Origin of the sequence: Treponema saccharophilum DSM 2985, assembly GCF_000255555.1 — a bacterium.
Classification (GTDB): Bacteria; Spirochaetota; Spirochaetia; order Treponematales; family Treponemataceae; genus Treponema_D; species Treponema_D saccharophilum.
In genome coordinates this window covers 43183-60328 of the sequence record NZ_AGRW01000040.1, presented here as the reverse complement: position 1 = coordinate 60328, position 17146 = coordinate 43183, and the positions used below count along the sequence as shown (strand labels likewise).

At 50.8% G+C, this 17146-nt stretch carries 17 protein-coding genes; 7 read left to right on the top strand and 10 right to left on the bottom strand.

What is annotated here, in order from left to right; translation table 11 throughout:
* The first annotated feature begins 8 nt into the window (after positions 1-8).
* Both phoU and TRESADRAFT_RS04340 read left to right on the top strand, forming a co-directional pair.
* Positions 9-644, top strand: coding sequence for a phosphate signaling complex protein PhoU (gene phoU / locus TRESADRAFT_RS04345; RefSeq protein WP_002703219.1), 636 nt, complete (start codon positions 9-11; stop codon positions 642-644).
* Positions 645-839: 195 nt separating this feature from the next.
* Positions 840-1313: an AAA family ATPase gene (locus tag TRESADRAFT_RS04340; protein ID WP_002703218.1), complete on the top strand. Its 474-nt coding sequence runs from the start codon at positions 840-842 to the stop codon at positions 1311-1313.
* Between the two features lie 195 nt (positions 1314-1508).
* On the opposite strand, the gene TRESADRAFT_RS04335 is transcribed toward TRESADRAFT_RS04340, so the two are convergent.
* Together TRESADRAFT_RS04335 and TRESADRAFT_RS04330 are read right to left on the bottom strand one after the other, a co-directional pair.
* Positions 1509-2852, bottom strand: a complete 1344-nt coding sequence (locus tag TRESADRAFT_RS04335) for a sensor histidine kinase (RefSeq protein ID WP_002703217.1) — start codon at positions 2850-2852, stop codon at positions 1509-1511.
* A gap of 99 nt (positions 2853-2951) precedes the next feature.
* Positions 2952-3635, bottom strand: a complete 684-nt coding sequence (locus TRESADRAFT_RS04330) for a response regulator transcription factor (protein WP_217169667.1) — start codon at positions 3633-3635, stop codon at positions 2952-2954.
* Between the two features lie 149 nt (positions 3636-3784).
* On the opposite strand from TRESADRAFT_RS04330, the gene TRESADRAFT_RS04325 reads away from it, so the two are divergent.
* From TRESADRAFT_RS04325 to TRESADRAFT_RS14950, 5 genes are all read left to right on the top strand, one after another.
* Entirely contained in the window at positions 3785-5434 is a 1650-nt protein-coding gene (locus TRESADRAFT_RS04325; RefSeq protein WP_002703213.1) for a Na/Pi cotransporter family protein, read from the top strand.
* A 285-nt stretch (positions 5435-5719) separates the two neighbouring features.
* The gene (locus TRESADRAFT_RS04320) at positions 5720-7606 is read left to right on the top strand and encodes a methyl-accepting chemotaxis protein (RefSeq protein WP_002703211.1); all 1887 of its coding nucleotides are present in this window, start codon (positions 5720-5722) and stop codon (positions 7604-7606) included.
* A 506-nt stretch (positions 7607-8112) separates the two neighbouring features.
* On the top strand, positions 8113-8358 hold the full coding sequence (locus TRESADRAFT_RS04315; protein ID WP_141607115.1) for a poly(ADP-ribose) glycohydrolase catalytic domain-containing protein: 246 nt from the start codon (positions 8113-8115) through the stop codon (positions 8356-8358).
* Positions 8359-8460: 102 nt separating this feature from the next.
* Positions 8461-9219, top strand: coding sequence for a hypothetical protein (locus tag TRESADRAFT_RS04310; RefSeq protein WP_002703207.1), 759 nt, complete (start codon positions 8461-8463; stop codon positions 9217-9219).
* 243 nt (positions 9220-9462) lie between these two features.
* Positions 9463-11010 carry a P83/100 family protein gene (locus TRESADRAFT_RS14950; protein ID WP_002703205.1) on the top strand — a complete coding sequence of 516 codons (1548 nt, stop codon included), beginning with the start codon at positions 9463-9465 and terminating at the stop codon, positions 11008-11010.
* Between the two features lie 408 nt (positions 11011-11418).
* Here the strand turns inward: TRESADRAFT_RS14950 and TRESADRAFT_RS04300 are convergent, their stop codons facing one another.
* The 8 genes from TRESADRAFT_RS04300 to TRESADRAFT_RS04270 all read right to left on the bottom strand — a co-directional run bounded on the left by TRESADRAFT_RS04300 (position 11419) and on the right by TRESADRAFT_RS04270 (position 17144).
* Positions 11419-11853, bottom strand: a complete 435-nt coding sequence (locus TRESADRAFT_RS04300; RefSeq protein ID WP_141607113.1) for a hypothetical protein — start codon at positions 11851-11853, stop codon at positions 11419-11421.
* A gap of 100 nt (positions 11854-11953) precedes the next feature.
* Entirely contained in the window at positions 11954-12577 is a 624-nt protein-coding gene (locus tag TRESADRAFT_RS04295) for an HNH endonuclease (RefSeq protein ID WP_141607111.1), read from the bottom strand.
* 110 nt (positions 12578-12687) lie between these two features.
* Complete coding sequence (locus tag TRESADRAFT_RS04290) at positions 12688-13080, bottom strand: toxin-antitoxin system HicB family antitoxin (RefSeq protein ID WP_002703199.1); 393 nt, start codon at positions 13078-13080, stop codon at positions 12688-12690.
* A gap of 1 nt (position 13081) precedes the next feature.
* Positions 13082-13333 (bottom strand): type II toxin-antitoxin system HicA family toxin, encoded by a 252-nt coding sequence (locus TRESADRAFT_RS15600; RefSeq protein WP_081478481.1) that lies wholly within the window; start codon positions 13331-13333, stop codon positions 13082-13084.
* Between the two features lie 42 nt (positions 13334-13375).
* Positions 13376-13708, bottom strand: a complete 333-nt coding sequence (locus TRESADRAFT_RS04285) for a DUF7683 domain-containing protein (protein WP_040842273.1) — start codon at positions 13706-13708, stop codon at positions 13376-13378.
* Positions 13709-13915: 207 nt separating this feature from the next.
* Positions 13916-14281: a cupin domain-containing protein gene (locus TRESADRAFT_RS04280; protein WP_040842272.1), complete on the bottom strand. Its 366-nt coding sequence runs from the start codon at positions 14279-14281 to the stop codon at positions 13916-13918.
* Positions 14282-14399: 118 nt separating this feature from the next.
* The gene (locus tag TRESADRAFT_RS04275) at positions 14400-15074 is read right to left on the bottom strand and encodes a class I SAM-dependent methyltransferase (RefSeq protein ID WP_002703197.1); all 675 of its coding nucleotides are present in this window, start codon (positions 15072-15074) and stop codon (positions 14400-14402) included.
* A 375-nt stretch (positions 15075-15449) separates the two neighbouring features.
* Positions 15450-17144 (bottom strand): ABC transporter permease subunit, encoded by a 1695-nt coding sequence (locus TRESADRAFT_RS04270; RefSeq protein ID WP_040842271.1) that lies wholly within the window; start codon positions 17142-17144, stop codon positions 15450-15452.
* Positions 17145-17146: the final 2 nt, after the last annotated feature.

Below are 17146 nucleotides of genomic sequence, written 5' to 3'. Positions count from 1 at the left end.
AGGAAAATATGCGCGAAAGATACGCTGAGGAGCTGAGGAAACTCAACTGCTCGATAGTGAGCATGGGAAAGATGATTGAAATCGCGATTCAAAGCTCGGTGCTCGCGCTTATGGGGCGCGACAGGGATGCCGCCGCCCAGGTGTCTAAGAACGACGACGCGATAAACGCGATGGAGCGGGACATCGAATCCCAGTGCATGAGGCTGCTTCTCCACGAGCAGCCGATGGCAACCGACCTGCGCATGATTACGGCCGCGCTCAAGATGATTACCGACATGGAGCGCATCGGCGACCATGCCGTCGACATAGCCGACCTCGTCCTGAGCATCCCCGACTGCACGTACGGCAGGATGTGCGAAATCGAGGAGATGTCGTCGGAAATAATCGGGATGTTCGACGACGCGATTCAGTCGTACATCGGGAAGGACTACAACAAGGCGAAGAACGTCATCGCCCGCGACGACGTCATCGACGAGCTGTACCATTCGATAAAGAAGGATTTGGTGGAGCGCATCCGGCAGACGGACGACGGCGAGACAATCCTCGACTATCTCCTCATCGCCAAATACATCGAGCGAATCGGCGACCACGCCACGAACATCGCCGGGTGGGTTGTCTTCGCGCTTACCGGCGAGCGCGAGTGACGGCCTTCCGCGCAATCCGCGCCTGAAAAAAGAAAAAAACGGGGATTCCGTTTTCAGCACGGCATCCCCGCTGCCCGTCCGCGACGCATCTCCACGCGGCCGGGCATTTTTTTCGCCGTGCCTGATTCCGGCGGGGGCGTCCTGTATGCTGCACAAATCGGTTCGGCGACTATACAATAAGCTGAGAAGCTTGAAATGGGAATCAATCTGAAGCCGAACGACGAGAACTTCAACGAAATCGCGAATCAAGAAATTTTTGTTGACAAAACGATGATGATAGGCGTTTTGAACAAGATAATGAAATCGCCAAGCAAATACGCTTGCTTTTCCCGTCCACGGCGATTCGGGAAAACGATTGCGGGCAACATTCTTTCGGCGTATTTTTCAAAGGGTGCGGATTCACGCGGGCTTTTTGCTCCGTACAAAATCAGCAAAGACGCGTGTTTCGAGAGCAGCCTGAACGCGCTGAACGTTATGAAAATCGATATGAACAATGAATTTCAGAATGAGAGAAATAAAGGTGAGGTGCCTGATAAGCTTCAAGACAGAATCGTCGCGGAGTTCGCAGTTCAATTTCCGGATATTGCGTTCGGCGGGCGGGTATCCGTGGGAAACTGCATCCTGGCGGCATGCGCGCGAAAAGGCGAAAGATTCGCCGTGCCGGTGTGAATTATGACGAGGACGCAAAAACGCACGGGTGCACAATCGAGGAATTCGTGAAGCGGGCGTGTGAAAAACGCTGAAACCCGCTTGCATCTTTCTCACGCAGTCAAACGCGGATGCACGCGGGCTGCTCGTTCCGTGCCAGCCGAACTTGTTCCGGGGGCGCCCGGGATGGCGCATGTTTTTCCGTCGGGGATGCCGCTACATCCCGAAAATAACCGTGAAGACGCTGCCCTTGCCTTCCTCGGATTTCAGGATTATCGACGCGTCGTGGTATTTTGCCGCGTGCTTCACTATGCTCAGTCCCAGGCCCGTCCCGCCGAGGGAGCGCGAGCGGCTTTTGTCGATTCTGTAGAAGCGCTCGAAAATCCGCTCGCGCTCGCTTTCGGGGATTCCGATTCCGCTGTCGCGCACGGTCAGGATTACGCGGTTCTTGTCGGAATCCTTCGCCGCCATGAAATTCTGTATGTTGATTTCCACGGAGCCGCCGGTCTTGTTGTATTTTATCGCGTTGTCGATGAGGTTGTAGGCCATCTCGTAAATCACCGGGCGGACCCCGTTTATTAGCCCCGAGTCCCCGCTTATCTTCATCGTCACGTTCTTCTCGAGCGCGCTTGCGGAAAGGACCTCCATCGCCTCGAGGCAGATTTCCCTGAGGCTCAGAGCCTCCCGCTCAAGGCTGATTGATTTCTCGTCGAGCTTGGACAGCTTTATGATGTCGTTCACGAGCGTAATCATGCGCTGGCTTTCCTCGAAAATCGAGGAGGCGAAATCCTTCGTCGTCTGCGCGTCCGTTCCGCCTGCCTTGAGAATTTCCGCGAACCCGCTTATGCTCGTCAGCGGCGTCTTCAGCTCGTGGCTCACGTTCGCGGTGAACTGCTGCCGAAGCTCCTCCCGCTGCTGCTTCTCGAAATTCTCCTCGGCGATGCGCTTCGTGAACGGCTTGAGCTCGTCGTAGACGTCGGATTTCTCGGGGTTCTCCAAATCGATTTCGTTCAGCGGCGTTATTATCTTCTTCGCGAGGTAGCTTGCCGACGCGCCGGAGATTATCATCGCGATGATGAGCATGAGTATGAGCGTCTGGCTCATCCCGAGCACGAGCACGAGCACCGAGCGCTGGTTGCAGCTTATCCTCATGACGTCGCCGTTCGACAGCCGTGCCGCGAAATAGAGCGTTTTTTCCGTCATCGTGGACGAGTAGCGCGTCTTTTTCGCGCTTCCCCTGCTCATCGCCTCGATGAATTCGCTCCGCCGCCCGTGGTTCTCGAGCGCGAGCGCGTCCACCGTGTTGTCGAAGAAGACCGTCCCGTCGGGATGAATCAGGGTAATCCTGTTTTCCGTTTTTATCTTTCCGATTGCCTCGGCATGCCCCGACGTGACGTAGTTTTCGAGGAAGTCGCTCTCCGCTTTCAGCTCGTTGAAAATCTGGTTCTCGAAATACCCGTACATGTTGCTGATGAACAGGAACGCGCATATGAAATAGACGAGCGTGCCGACAAAAAAGGTGCTGATGAAGATTCTGAATGTCAGTGATTTGATTTTCATGCGGAACTCCTGTTTCCGTTTTGCTTTTCCTTCGACGCGATTTCGGGCAGCCGCCCCTTTTCATTGAACCTGTTCGGAAAGCTCAGTTTCAGGGCAGGTCTATTCGTTGTTGATGACGTAGCCGACGCCGCGCACTGTCTGGATGATGTTCTCCGTCTCGCCGAGCTTCTGCCTGAGCGTCCGTATGTGGACGTCGACGGTGCGGCTTTCGATGTCCGCGTCGATGTTCCACACTGAATTCAGAAGCTGCTCCCGGCTCTGCACGTGCCCGCGGTTGCTGATGAGGATTGCGAGGAGGTCGAATTCCTTCACGGTGAGGAACACCTGCCGGTCGCCGACAAAGACCGTGTGCTTCGAAATGTCGATTGTGACTGACGCGGCCTTGAGGATTTTCGGCTCGGACGATTTCTCGTACCGGCGGAGGACTGCCTTTATGCGCGAGACGAGGCTCATCATCCCGAACGGTTTCGTCACGTAGTCGTCGGCGCCCGCGTCGAGCCCGGCGACCACGTCGAATTCCGTGTCCTTCGCGGTGAGCATTATCACGGGCACCGGACGCTTTTCCGCCCTGATTTTCTTGAGAATCGAGAAACCGTCCTCCTCGGGCAGCATTATGTCGAGCAGGATGAGCTTCGGTTCCTCCGCCTCCATCTTCTTCCAAAATTCAGACGGCAGCGCGAATCCCTCGCAGCTGAAATTCTGGCTCCGAAGCGTGTAAACGATTAATTTCCGTATGTTGTCGTCGTCTTCGAGAATGTAAATCATGCGGACAGTCTTTGCCATTGCTCGTAAATAATCAATGCGCGCAGTGTTAAATTTTTGTAAAAGCGTCGCGTTTCCGCCCGCGCCCTGCCTCATGCCGGAGAAAATTTACATTGATTTTACAGAACGGGAGTTATTCAGAGAGGGGGGATTTCCGTATAGTGGGAACCATGATTTTCAGCATCGTCGCACAAATTGCGTGCTTTGCGGGCGCGCTCTGCCTGCTTCTGTTCGGCATGAACATGCTTTCCGACGGAATCCAGAAAGGGGCGGGCGGCTCGCTTCGGAAGCTCCTGTCGAAAATAACGGGAAACAGGTTCTATGCCGTGCTCACAGGTCTTGGCGTGACGGCGTTCATACAAAGCTCCGGCGCGACCACGGTCATGGTCGTCAGCTTCGTGAACGCGGAAATCCTCACGCTCGAGCAGGCTGTCGGCGTCATTTTCGGCGCGAACATCGGGACAACCGTGACGGCGTGGATTGTCGCGCTTTTGGGGTTCGGCTTTTCAGTCTCGGCTGCGGCCGTCCCGCTTTTCGGGCTCGGCTTCGTGCTGAAATACTTCAGGAAATCGCGGATACACAATTTTGCCGACTGCTTCATGGGGTTCGCGCTCCTTTTTATGGGGCTGGGGCTTCTGAAGGAAAGCCTCTCGCTCGGCGGGGTGACGGCGGGAATCCTTTCCGCGATTTCCGGGCTTGGCATACGGGGAATCCTCATCGGCGTTCTTCTCGGCGCTCTTGTCACGGCGCTGATTCACTCAAGCTCGGCGATGACCGCTATTGTCCTGACGATGGCGGCGAACGGCTCGCTTTCCTGGGAGCTGGGCGCGGCAATCGTCCTCGGGAGCAACATCGGCTCGACCGTCGATGCCGTCATGTCGAGTTTCGGCGCGTCGACGAACGCAAAGCGCGCCGCGCTCGTGCATGTCGGCTTCAACGTCGCGGGGACGTTCCTCGCGCTCCTCGCGTTCGGTTTGTTCCTGCGCTTTGTCGATTTTATCGTTCCCGGGCTTCCGTCGGAGAACATAACTGCGCACATCGCCATGCTCCACACGGTCTTCAATGTGTGCGCGACGCTCGCGTTCCTTCCGTTCGTGAACCAGATTTCAGCCGCGACCCGCAAAATCATCCCGGAACAGGCGGGGGAGGACGACGGGCATTACCGGCTTCCTTCGATAATAACGTCTGCGCGCACCGGCGGCGACCTTTATTCCGTGCAGGTGAACCGCGAGATTTCGCGCATGGCGTCGAAAGTGATGGAGATGTTCGATTCCGCCTGCACCGTCTTCCGGAATCCGTCCGCAATCGACGGCGAGTGCGCGAGCGTTGCCCGCATCGAAAGCTACGTCGACGAGATGAACGTCGTGATAAGCGATTTCTTGCAGTACTGCGCGCGCCTTCCGAGCTCAAGCGCGGACGACAGGCGCAATTTCACTCGGCTGATGAATATTTCGGGGACGCTTGAGGATTTGAGCGACGAGACGTGCTCGCTCATGCACACCGCGAGGAAATTCATCAAGAGCGGCTGCTGTTCCACGTCCGATGCGCGCGTCGATGATATCTGCGATTACCTTGAGCTTGTCAGGGTTTTCTTCGAGCAGACGTGCTCCTTCTTCGCCGTCGGGATTTCCGATGACCAGAAAGCGTCGGGCGAGGTTCTCGAGCGGAAAATCGACAGGACGAAGCACAGGCTCAAGAAATCGAGCAGGAAAAGGATTGAGGCGGGGGCGGACGTGAAAAGCGAGCTCCATTACATCGACATCGTGCGGAAGATTGAGCGCGCGGGCGATTGCGTCTGGTCGATGATGCGGGAGCTGTGATGTGCGGCACGGGCGGGAATGCCTGTCCGTTTTTCCCCACTGCGGGCGCTGCCCCCGTTCGCGGCTGGCGTCCTCCGGTCGTTCCCCCGCCGAAAAAGGCTCGTAGCGCGGATGCTCCTCACTCCTCCCGGAACGCTCCGCTCCATTTTTGCTAGACAGATTGATATTATGTGCTAGACTTAATCTACTGTTTAATACTAGACCTGTTAGATAGCTTCGTTATCGCTCAGGTCGGCGAGTCCAGAAACTGAAGTTTCCGAACTCGTTTACTTATGGAGGAGTTCTATGGCTGATGTAAATAAACAGGGGTTTTTCGGCAGCTTGAAGATGAAGGTGGGCGCGTTTTCTGTCTGCATCCTTCTTGCAGTCGCGGCGGTGTGTACGGGTTCTGCTTTGAGAACGATTGTTATGCTTCAGAAGTATACGCTGCAGAAACAGCGTGATGTGATGCTTGATTCATATGACGAGAAAATACAGTGGCAGGTTCAGAACGTCCTTTCCCTCATAAAGACATATGACTCGATATATTCCGGCGAGGGGCTTTCGCTTGACGAGCGGAAGGCGCGCATAAAGGAAATCGTGCGCGGGTTGCGGTACGGCACGGAGGGATATTTCTGGATTGACACCTATTCCGGCGAGAACGTACTTCTTCCGCCGAAACCGGAGACCGAGGGAACGAACCGACTCGACTGGAAGGACGAGGACGGAAAGTTCATGGTCAGGGATTTCATAGAAATCGGAAAGAGCGCGGACGGCGGGTTCACCGATTTCAAGTTCCCGAAGCTCGGAAGCGACAAGCCCGAGCCGAAACGCTCCTACACGGCTCCGTACAGCGCCTATTCATGGGTCGTCGGGACGGGAAACTACATAGACGACATCGACGCGGCAATCGCCGAGGAGGAGAAGGGGCAGCTCGTGATGTTCAAGACGATTCTCTGGACGCTCGTCGCCCTTGAGTTCATTGTCGTCATTGTCGCCTGCGTCGTGTTCGTCCTTATAATAATGAGGATTTTCGTCCGCCCGATTGCGCGGATAACGGACAATTTCAGGGACATATCGGAAGGCGAGGGCGACTTGACGGCGCGGCTTCCCGTTTCGGGACGCGACGAGATTGCCCGGCTGAGCGAGTATTTCAACAGGACGATTGAGAAACTGCGCATGGCGATTTCCCACATAAAATCGAACGCGGTCGACATGCGCTCGCTCGGAGACTCGCTTGCGGACAACGCGACGGAAACAGCCGTCGCGATAAGCACGATAATATCGAACATCGACAGCATAAACGGTCAGATTGCCGACCAGAGCAACGGCGTCCACATGGCGGCGGATGCGGTCGACACCATCGCGGAGAACATAACGAAGCTCGACGGAATGATTGAGAACCAGTACTCGAGCGTCACGGAGGCGTCGAGCGCCGTCGAGCAGATGATTGGGAACATACTGTCCGTGAATTCTTCCGTCGACAAGATGGCGTATTCATTCACGACGCTCGCGCAGAAGACCGACATGGGTGTCGCCAAGCAGAAGGACGTCAACGAGCGGATTCAGCAGATTGAGGCGCAGAGCAAAATGCTTCACGACGCGAACCTGGCGATTGCGAGCATCGCGAGCCAGACGAACCTCCTTGCGATGAACGCGGCAATCGAGGCTGCCCATGCGGGCGAGGCGGGAAAAGGATTTGCCGTCGTCGCGGATGAAATCAGGAAACTGTCGGAGACGTCGAGCGTGCAGTCGAAGACAATCGGTCAGCAGCTGAGCAACATCAAGGATTCGATATCCGGCGTCGTCGTCGCTTCCACCGAGGCGAGCAGCGCGTTTGCGGTCGTCTCCGACAAAATCGGCGAGACCGAGCAGCTCGTCAGCCAGATAAAGAACGCGATGGAGGAGCAGAACGAAGGTTCCCGCCAGATAAACAACGCCCTCCGCGGGATGAACGACAGCACCGGCGAGGTCCGCCACGCATCAAAGGACATCGCGGGACGGAACAAGCTCATCCTTGAGACGATGCAGAGCCTCCGCTCCTCGACGGAGACGATGCGCATCGGCGTGGAGGAAATTTCCGGCGGCGCGCACCGGATTGGCGACAGTGGCTCCGTCCTCGAGAAAAAATCGAACGAGGTTCGCGACGCAATAGAGGATATCACATCTCAGATAAACATGTTCAAAGTCTGATTGAAAAGTCCGTGCCCGATGCGTTTTTCCGCGCGCCGGGCACGGACTTTTTTTTGCGGAAGCGCTTTTCGGTGAAAAGCAAATATGAAGATGGGCAACTCGTCCTAATGGTGCCGTGTTCGAGCCTGGATAAAAATTATCCAGAAATGATGCTTCTTTCCAGCTTAGCGGTTCCCAGCCCTGAAAATGTGCGGGATTGTATCCATAAGCAGCATTTGAATTTATGACTATAGATTAAAAATCGGTGGTGTTGCGAAAGGTATGCTAATAAGGCGGCTGAGCGTGGTATAAGCCCGTTCTGTCGTGCAAGAATTGGTCATTTCGGCTTCGCCCGATAATGATATTCCCCGTACGGACAGAAGCGATTCTGTCCATGTCTGTTTTAAAGACCGCGGGGTGAGTCCACCCAACCTAAGCGGGCCGTCCTCCTTAATTAGATTATGCAGCGCCCCCTAGCTAGATTGGAGGCATACTCTAGCTAGAGTATGCTCCGCGGCTGGTGCTATATGCGCTCCCTGTTACGGGTATTCCGTTGCCCCCGGAACGGGGCGGACGTTCTCGTTCTCGGGGCGTTCGGGTGCGGCGCGTTCAGGAACAATCCTGATGTCGTGGCGAAGGACATGGTTTCGCTCGCGAAAAAGTACGCGCTCGCGTTCAAGGTAATCGAATTCGCCGTTTTCTGCAGGGGCTTCGACGACGTGAATTACAGCGCGTTCGAATCTGAGTTTGGGCGGCAGGGAATCGGCTGCTAGAAGGCACTGGAGCGGGGCTGCTTTGCCTGTTCCACTCTTCCGGCGTTTCGTGCTAGAATTGCCGCGTTGTCGGGAGTCCGTTCCTGGCTGGAGGAGTGGAAAATGGTTGTCGCAGGGGGCGTTTGTCTTTTTGTCGCCGCAATCTGTGCGGTGGTTTTCTGGATTCAGGTTGCAAGAGCCGTGATGAGGAAAGCCAACAAGAAAAATGTCGGCAAGGGGACGGTAATCTCGTCTGTCGTAGCGGGATTACTCGGCTGGGTGTTCTTCTTTTCCGCGCTCGCGCTTTTTTCCTTCCGCCTCATGAGCGGGGGCACGCGCGGGATTGTCGAGAAGGCCGCTGAGGTCGCCTCCGTGACGAGGGAAGCCGCGAGAAAGGGATGGACTGCGGGGCTTCTCAAAAAGCTCGGCTCGCTTGACTTCACGCTCGAGAAAATCCAGGAAGTCGAGGACGAGCTGAGCATGACAAGCTCATCGTACAGGACATACGAGGCGACCCTCGTCGTGAAAAATTCCGCCGGTCCGGAGGAAATCTCGTACAGGGAGCTTCAGCTTTCGAACGCGGCGTTCGTCGAGGACGAGAACGGGGTTTTCACGCCCGCATTTATCATCAACCACTCGAACCTCGACGAGATTCCCTGGCTGCTCCGGTTCCTGGCTCCGAATTACCGCCGGAAGCAGTCCGTCGAATTCATACCTGCGGGGGCGTCGTACCTCACCGTCCGCGCCGACATCGCCGAGGGGCACCGGATTGCCCGTATCGGGATTTGCGACAAGATGATTTCCGTCGATGAGGCGAACATCCTTCCGCTCAAAAAGGACGACAATCTTTCGAAGAACAATGGCCTCTTTGAGGAAAAATGACTTCCGCCCGCTCTGAAGGCCCGTCTCCGCAGTTTTCTTTTCCGACATCCTTCAATTCCCCCCGTTTTGCTCCGAAAATCTAATAGACCTGTTCGGAAACTTCGGTTTCGGAACAGGTTGCTTCGAAATGCGATGTTAAAAAACGTGCTGCTGGCGCGTTTTTTGCTCGTCGGCCTGAGCGATAACGAAGTTGTCGAACAGCTAATTATGGATGGCAGTCCCATCTTCAGGAACGGAGGATATATGAAAAAGTTTGTCTGCGCGCTTGCCATTGCGCTCGCTGTGGAATCGTCGTGGTCTATAGATGTCAACAGGGGCGAGCTTGAGAGCGCCGGGAATTCCGCGGAGGGAAGTTCCGTTGAATTCGAGAACTACGGCGGCCCGCACGCAGTCATCGAGTCGGCAAAAGCGATTCGGGATATCGGAGGCGCGCTCGGAAGGAGCGTTGCCGGGAATGTTTCCCAGCAGGCGACGTTCGGGGAGGGCGCGAAATACACGCTCGTCCACGCCGTCACGGAGGAAGAGAAGGGGAAGCTCGACGCCGATATCCTCATCCTGAACAAGAACGCCGGCGTCGACCATATCGTCAACCTCAGGAGAATCGTCTCCGGTTTCCTTTCCGAGGCATACGGCTATTCTGATGAGGATTCCCTCGCAATTGCGACGTTCGTCACGGTCTACAATGCGGTTTATCGCGGAAATATCGATGCCTTCCGCGGCAAATACAAGGAGAACGTCCTCTCGTTCCTCGACGATGAAAAAATCGGCCTGAGCACGAACTGGGAGGAATGGGCGGGTCATACCCAAATCGTCATCCCGCTCGGCGACCTTGACGGCGTTTCCGCGGTCGAGACTTCGGTCATCAGCGACGAGAATGTCGTCCAGGCGATACGTGAGAGCGGGGACAAGGGGATTGCGGAGAGGACGACGCTTGCGGACATAAAGGAACGGGAAGGAACAGACGCACAGCAGAAGGCTGCCGACGCGCAGAAGGAGGCGACCGAGAAGAAGCCTGCTGCGGCGGCGGCAAAGCAGGAGTCCCGCAAGGAGCCGTTGAACGAGGAGAAGAGGAAGAAGGCGGAGGAGGCGCAGAAGGAAGTCGAGAAGGCGCAGGCGCGCTCCGCCGAGCAGCAGCAGATTGCGGACAGGAAGCGCGACGAATCGCAGACCGAGCGCGAGAACATAAAGAAGGATATCCGCGCTCTTTCCGGGCAGCCCGATTTGTCGAAGGAAAGCTACGTAAACGGGCTTGTCCGCACTGACGAGAAGCAGAACCTGTTCGAGATTGTCAAGATTGACGCCGAAAGCGGAAAAGTCGTCCGGACGTCGCAGGTCAAGAACATTCGGAGCGGCATTTTCAGCGTGAAGAACATCACCATCAGGAATGAGGACGGCGAGGAGAAATTCGAGAACATGTACATCGCGGTGTGCGGCACATCTGACGGAAGGTCTGCCGTGAAGCTCTGCCTTATCGACACGCTGACGCTCGAAATGAAGAAGGAAAGCGAGGAGACACTTGCCGACGATTCATCGTTCGTGCAGCTCGGGGGCGATTTCTTTGCCGTCGTGAATGTCGATGGCGATTTCTATGTCGGCGACTACGACCAGAATCTGACGCTGAAAAAGCGCAGCACCGTTCCCGTAAAGCCGACTACCCCGATAAGCCTGACGCCGAAGGGGCTAATGGTTACGGATAAATCGGGGACGCCCGTCCTCCTGTCGGTCTCCGCTCTCGATTCCGTCGGCGGCTCAAAGCAGGACAAGAAGGAATCTGTTTCGGACGCGAAATAATACAGGGATTCCGCGCGGTTTTCGGAAGGGGGCTTTCTGAAGCCCTCTTTTTTCGCGGTCAAATCGTTCATTGGGCGGAGCCGAAATGAACAGTGGCTGTCCGGTAAGTTCGTTGCACAGTGTCATTCCGAACGTGTTTCGGAATCTCTGCACCCTCAACTTTAACGCTTGATACAGCACCAGGAGATTTCTTCGGGATTTGGCATATATCCAAAACTATATTTGTTAAAATTATTTAACTCTTTCATTTTTATTTCTTCTTCGGCTTGTCCCTAATCTTTTTCTCGTTAGCGCCCCTGTGCGGGCGTCCACATAACAATTGCTTAAACCGCAAAAACGGTTTTGCCCAACGGGCAAAATTGGCGCAAAAGGTGCGGTGGCGTAAAGCCGCGTACTAACATTTTATTATTAAAAATGAGCAGCATATGTACCTGCGTTTACCAGTCCCATAACCGCATTGAGTATAAGAGATATACAGGCAACTACGCCGCCTTTCTTTTCTTGCTTTAATGAACGAATTAGTTTTACTAACACAGTTATAAAGAAGATTGGAATTATAATAAACATGCTGATAAATTCAATATTATATACTAATTCAAAGAGGAGGCTGTAATTGCAGTACAGAAAATCGCCGGCAAAAGTATCAGTTAAATCACTGCCTAAAACCAGGAACAGATAAATCAAATGTATTATTCCGATTTTATCTGCTCCCGTCAGCTCTTTTCTGTTTTTGTCTTCTACTGCTGTATTTTTATTTTCCCTTATTTCTTTGAAAACAATAAACAATAAAGAAAGAGAAATAAGAATCAATATAATCGCTATTCTTAGCATTTCTGACTCCATACTTTTTTTACTTTATTCAGGCACCTCAAGTAGCGGGCGTTCATATAACAACTGGTTGTACCGCAGCTGGGCTTGACCCGCAGGCGGCATTGAAGCTTTGTTATGTGATTATCTTTTCTTCTACACATTTCCTTAGTGCTTTATCCCAAGCCTTAAAAGAGGTATCGCCTAAGGAAATATTATTATAATTTTTACTCATATAATTAATATACCATGATATCATCCCATCCCAATCAGATATATTTCCACCTGGCACAATTTTTAATCCAGTTTCTTCTAACAGAAATCCAGATTTTGACGAATTCATCATTTGTGAAGTTGTGACAATATTCGAACTTTCATCTTTTCCCCCTCGTGCAATTGGAACAATATGGTCATAAGTTGGAAACATCTCCCAATAAGCTATATGACAGTCCGACATTTTCCAGTTAGGATGATAGGGAAAAACATCTCCTAATTCAAAAGAAAGTATCCTTAAAACATTAGGAAAAAGTAATTTTTTACCAGTATAACGATCTATAAATCCATCTCTGATAAAAATCTTCAATTTTTCATAATAAGACATGTTCCTTGACTCATATTCTTGAAAGACATGTTTATAATTGGTTGTGATAAGTTTGACAGCAGAGTCTTTTTGATTATGGGTTATTTTGTCCAAAGCTTCTAATAAAATATCAATATGGGACATTTTAGTTTTCCTATTTTCCAATTCTTCCTCTATCATTTCATAACACTTCTATTCTTCGTAAATACAAGCGCCTCAAGTAGCGAGCGTCTGCCTAACAATTGGTTGTACCGCACGCGGCTTGACCGCGTGTCGGCTACGAACCTTTGTTATACGAGTACAGCTTGCTTTTTTGCAAAGGCAACATGTTCTTTTTCTGAATTCTTTGCAAGAAGATACACGCAATATTGATTCATACTTACGCCTTCTTTTTTTGAGTCCTCGGCGAGAGTTTTGTGTAATGTTTTTGGAAGACGCAGTTTGAACTGACCGGAATATGAATCAGCTGTTTCTGGTTCTGCAATTTCTATACCATCTTCAATAGCGGCGGTTAACCATGCTTTTTTTGCGTCTTCTGCATTTGCAACGGCATTAGCAATTGTTTCGCCGCAAGTAATACACCCTGGAAGTTCCGGATATGAAGCTACATAACCTGATTCTTCTGTATCTGGAATGATTTCCAATTTATAAGGCATTTTCATGTATTCATCTAATGTTTTCATATCAGTCCTCCTTGTTTTTTTCTTCGGATTCTACAATTTCCTTTACCATTCTTACATAAACAGTTTTTATAGGTTCATGATTTGGAATGGTAATTGGATTACAACCGGGTTTTCTGAAAATGTAATGACTGCTTCCACCTTTCGGTTGTGAAACCGAATAGCCATAACTTTGCAGAACTTTTTTAAGTTCTGCAAAACGCATGTCTTTATCGAGGGATTTTATTTTGCTTAAAAGTTTGTCCCATTGTGCCATAATTGAATTATAAGTGGTGTTATATATGGTGTCAAGTAAATCTTAAGTTCTATTCTTATTCATCCAATTAACTGCAAAGTCTACAAATACTTTCTGATTGATTAATTTACATTCTGCGTTTCCTATTCTTGCAGAATGAAATACTGTTATATCATTTTGAAATTCTTTTTCAAAATCAGAACCTATTTGATTAAAATCTTCATCTTGATATACAACATCGTCTTCTTTTATTTCATATTCATAATATAGTAACGGGTCGGTATTTAATTCTTCTTTATATTTTTTCTTTAAAAGACTAAAATTAGGTGTAATAACAATTTCCTTTATTAGCAATTCAGTTTTATTGTCAAAAATTGTTATTGAACGTTCTAACATTCATACTTCCTTTTCATTAAAAAATCAGGCTTGACCTGATTTTTTTGTTTACCGATATAACCGCTTCTTCGTTCATCGTTGCTTTTCACGCAGAAATAATTCTGATTACTTCGTCATTTTCTCTATAACAATGGCAGACAACCAGCACTTTAGAATTATTATTTATTCCGTCAAATAAAAAAAACACGACTTGACCGTGCTTAATATTTATTTCTTCTCCTTGTATGCATACCCAAAGTTTATAGGAGGAGATGTTACAGAGATATACTCAAATACATCCTGACTTTTATTTTTTAGTCCATGAATATCTCCGTCAGCAAAACGAACTACATCACCAGGTTCGAATACTTCTTCTTTGTTATCTGCAAGAAGTAAAATCCCTTTTCCTCTCACGGCAATCCATATCTGTTCCGAAGTATCATGTTTATGCCGAGGTTGTTCATTATCGGGCTGAACCAATACTCTTGTGATAGTAATTCTTTCGGATTTACTATTTTCTGGATTCAATAGCTGAAATGATTCAACACCAGAATTGCTTAAAATTTTGATTTCGGATTTTTTTATTATTTCCATTTTCAATCTCCGTGCACCAGTGGGCTGTGAGCATAACAATGAGTTAAACCGCACAGGCCTTGAGCCTGTGTCGGCTTTGAACTTCTTGTTATGGTTTTATTCTTTCACACAAATTTATTTATTTTACTGATACTATTACACCGAATTTTCCTTTTGAATATATGCATTCCACATTCCTAAAACCGGCATCTTTTAACCATTGGATTTCCTGATTGATTGAGATTTCGCGATCCAGTTTTTTTCTTTCAATCCATCGCGCATACTCTATTTCCGATACTCCCGATTTTTTTATTCCATTTATCCAATATTCCTCGATTTTTTCATTAATGACTGAACTGTCAGAGCAAAACTGGTCATAATTAACAAAAAGCCTGTCGTCCTCAAGAGATTCATAAACTCTTTTGAAAAGTCTTTTCTTGTCAGTATTTTCAAGATGGTGAATTGAAAGAGCTGAAATAATCAAGTCGGGATTGCCTTCTGGCATTGATTCTGAATAATCCAGGACTTTGTATTTTATATTCGCGCTTCCTGAAAACCTCTTTTTTGCAACATCCAGCATTTCCTCGGCAATGTCTATCAGCACATACTCTGATTTTGGGAAGTGCCTGTACCAAAAAGAAGAGAGCAGGCCAGTTCCTGAGCCAAGGTCATAGATAAGTTTCGGCTCATAATTTAATGTCCTGGCAATAAAATCTGTGCTTGAAATGTAATAATCGTCAAAGCATGGTATAAACTTCTTTCGATTTTCATCATAGCTTTTTGCAACTAAATTGAACTGTCCTTGAATATCCATTTTTTAATCCTTTTTTAACCACGCGACTGCGCCTGTCGTCATAACAATATTTATATTTCTATAAAACCACCAGCTCAGTGAGCCGTCCGTATAACAAATATTCTCCGTATCCACGGTAAACAGTTTATACTGCAAAAATGTCAGTGTAAGCTGAACCGTAAATATCTTAAGCCCTGTAATAACATGCTTTTATGCTTTGCCGCAATATTTTACACGGATACATGTAAAATCAAAGTCTGTCCAGGGGACTTAGCTCTTTGCCGGCACCGCGTTTTAGAACGTGGGTGTAAGTCCGCTGCGATGGCTTCGGTTGTGGGCAAAAAAACGCCCCGCGTGATTGCAGGGCGTTTTCCGGAATCGATTTTCCGTGGGAAATTACTTCCTCTTGAGGTACTTGACGCTGTCGAGCGCGACAGCCGCGATGATGATAAGTCCCTTGAAGACGAACTGGAGGTTCGTGTCGATTCCGAGGAAGGTGAGGCAGTATGTGAGGCTCGTGAAGATGATTACACCGATGACCGCACCTCCGATTTTTCCGATACCGCCGTTGAACGATATTCCGCCGACGACGCACGCGGCGATTGCGTCAAGCTCGTAGCCCTGACCCGTTCCCGCGCTGGCGTTCGCCTTGAACGCTTCGAGGAACGCGCCGCATCCGTAGAACACGCCTGCCATGATGAAAACGCCCATCGTGACCCAGAATACGCTGATACCGCTGACGCTCGCCGCCTCGGCATTTCCTCCGACCGCGTACATGTTCTTTCCGAACGTCGTCTTGTTCCAGATGAACCACGCAACGGCAATCGCGATGATTGCGGGGATGATGAGTTTCGGGAACGTTATCAGCTCTCCGCCGACATATCCCATAATCCAGCGTCCGCCAATCATATCCTTGATATCCGCGTCGATTGAGCCGACCGGCGTTCCGCTCGTTCCGAAGAAGAGCAGTCCGTAGATGATGAGCTGCGTCGCCAGCGTCGAGATGAACGGGTGGATTTTGAGCTTGGCGCTGAACACGCCCGCGAACGCGCTGAACGCGACGCACAATATGATTGAAAGGAAAAGCGCGAGGATAAGGCGGAATGCCATCGCGTGTCCGGTGAAGTCCCACGGCTCGGCGCCGAAGAACGTGACGATGTTCTGTCCCGGATGGAGGATAAGTCCCGTGATGACGGCACCGAGCGCGACCATGCGCCCGACGCTGAGGTCCGTTCCCGCGAGGAGGATGAGTCCCGCGACACCGAGCGCGTAGAACATCCTTACGGACGACTGCTCGAGAATCGTGAAGATGTTCGGCAGGCTGAGGAGGTTTCCGTTTCCGGAAAGCGGCGCGAGCACTATACAGACGATGAAGAACACGAGAATCGCGAGGTAAAGACCGTTGTCGAGGAGGAACTTCGACATCCTGAATTTGTTGATGTAGTTCTGCACTGAAAGCGTGCAGTCCTCCATGAAATTCGTCTGGCCGTTCCTGAGCGCGCGGTTTTTCTGCACGAAATCGACATATGCCTGGTTCTTCGCCGCCTTCGCGACGTCGACGGCCGACGTGAATTTGTTCTTCGCCTCGAAAACGGCTGAATCATGCTCGTAGTTCGCTATGCGGAGCTCTTCCTTGCAGTCCGCAACATCCTTCTGCGCCGTCTTTCCTGCGTATGATGCGACAATCTTCTGCTTGCGCTCGAGGGACGCCGCGTCAATCTCGGAAAGCTGCTTCTGGAAATCGGCTTTGAGGGAAGCGATGATGTCGTTCTGCTCTTTCGTTACCTTCGCGATGTTCGCCTTGGAGATTTCGTTGTTGCGCGCGACTGCTTTCTTGACGATTTCCGCAATCTCCGCCTTGTTTTTCTCTTCGACTATTTTTGCTTCCGCGATGCGCGCGTTGTTGCGCGCGATAAGGGCGGTGCGCTCCTCGGCTGAGAGAAGCTTGTTGCGCTTTGCCGCCGCATTTTCCTGCTTCAGGGCGGAAATGAGGTTGACGCCGTCTTTTCTGAGCTCGGTGAGGCGTGCGCTGTATTTCGTAAGTTCCTTGTCCTGCTCAAGGTAGCTTTTCTGTTCGTTGTCCATTGACATAC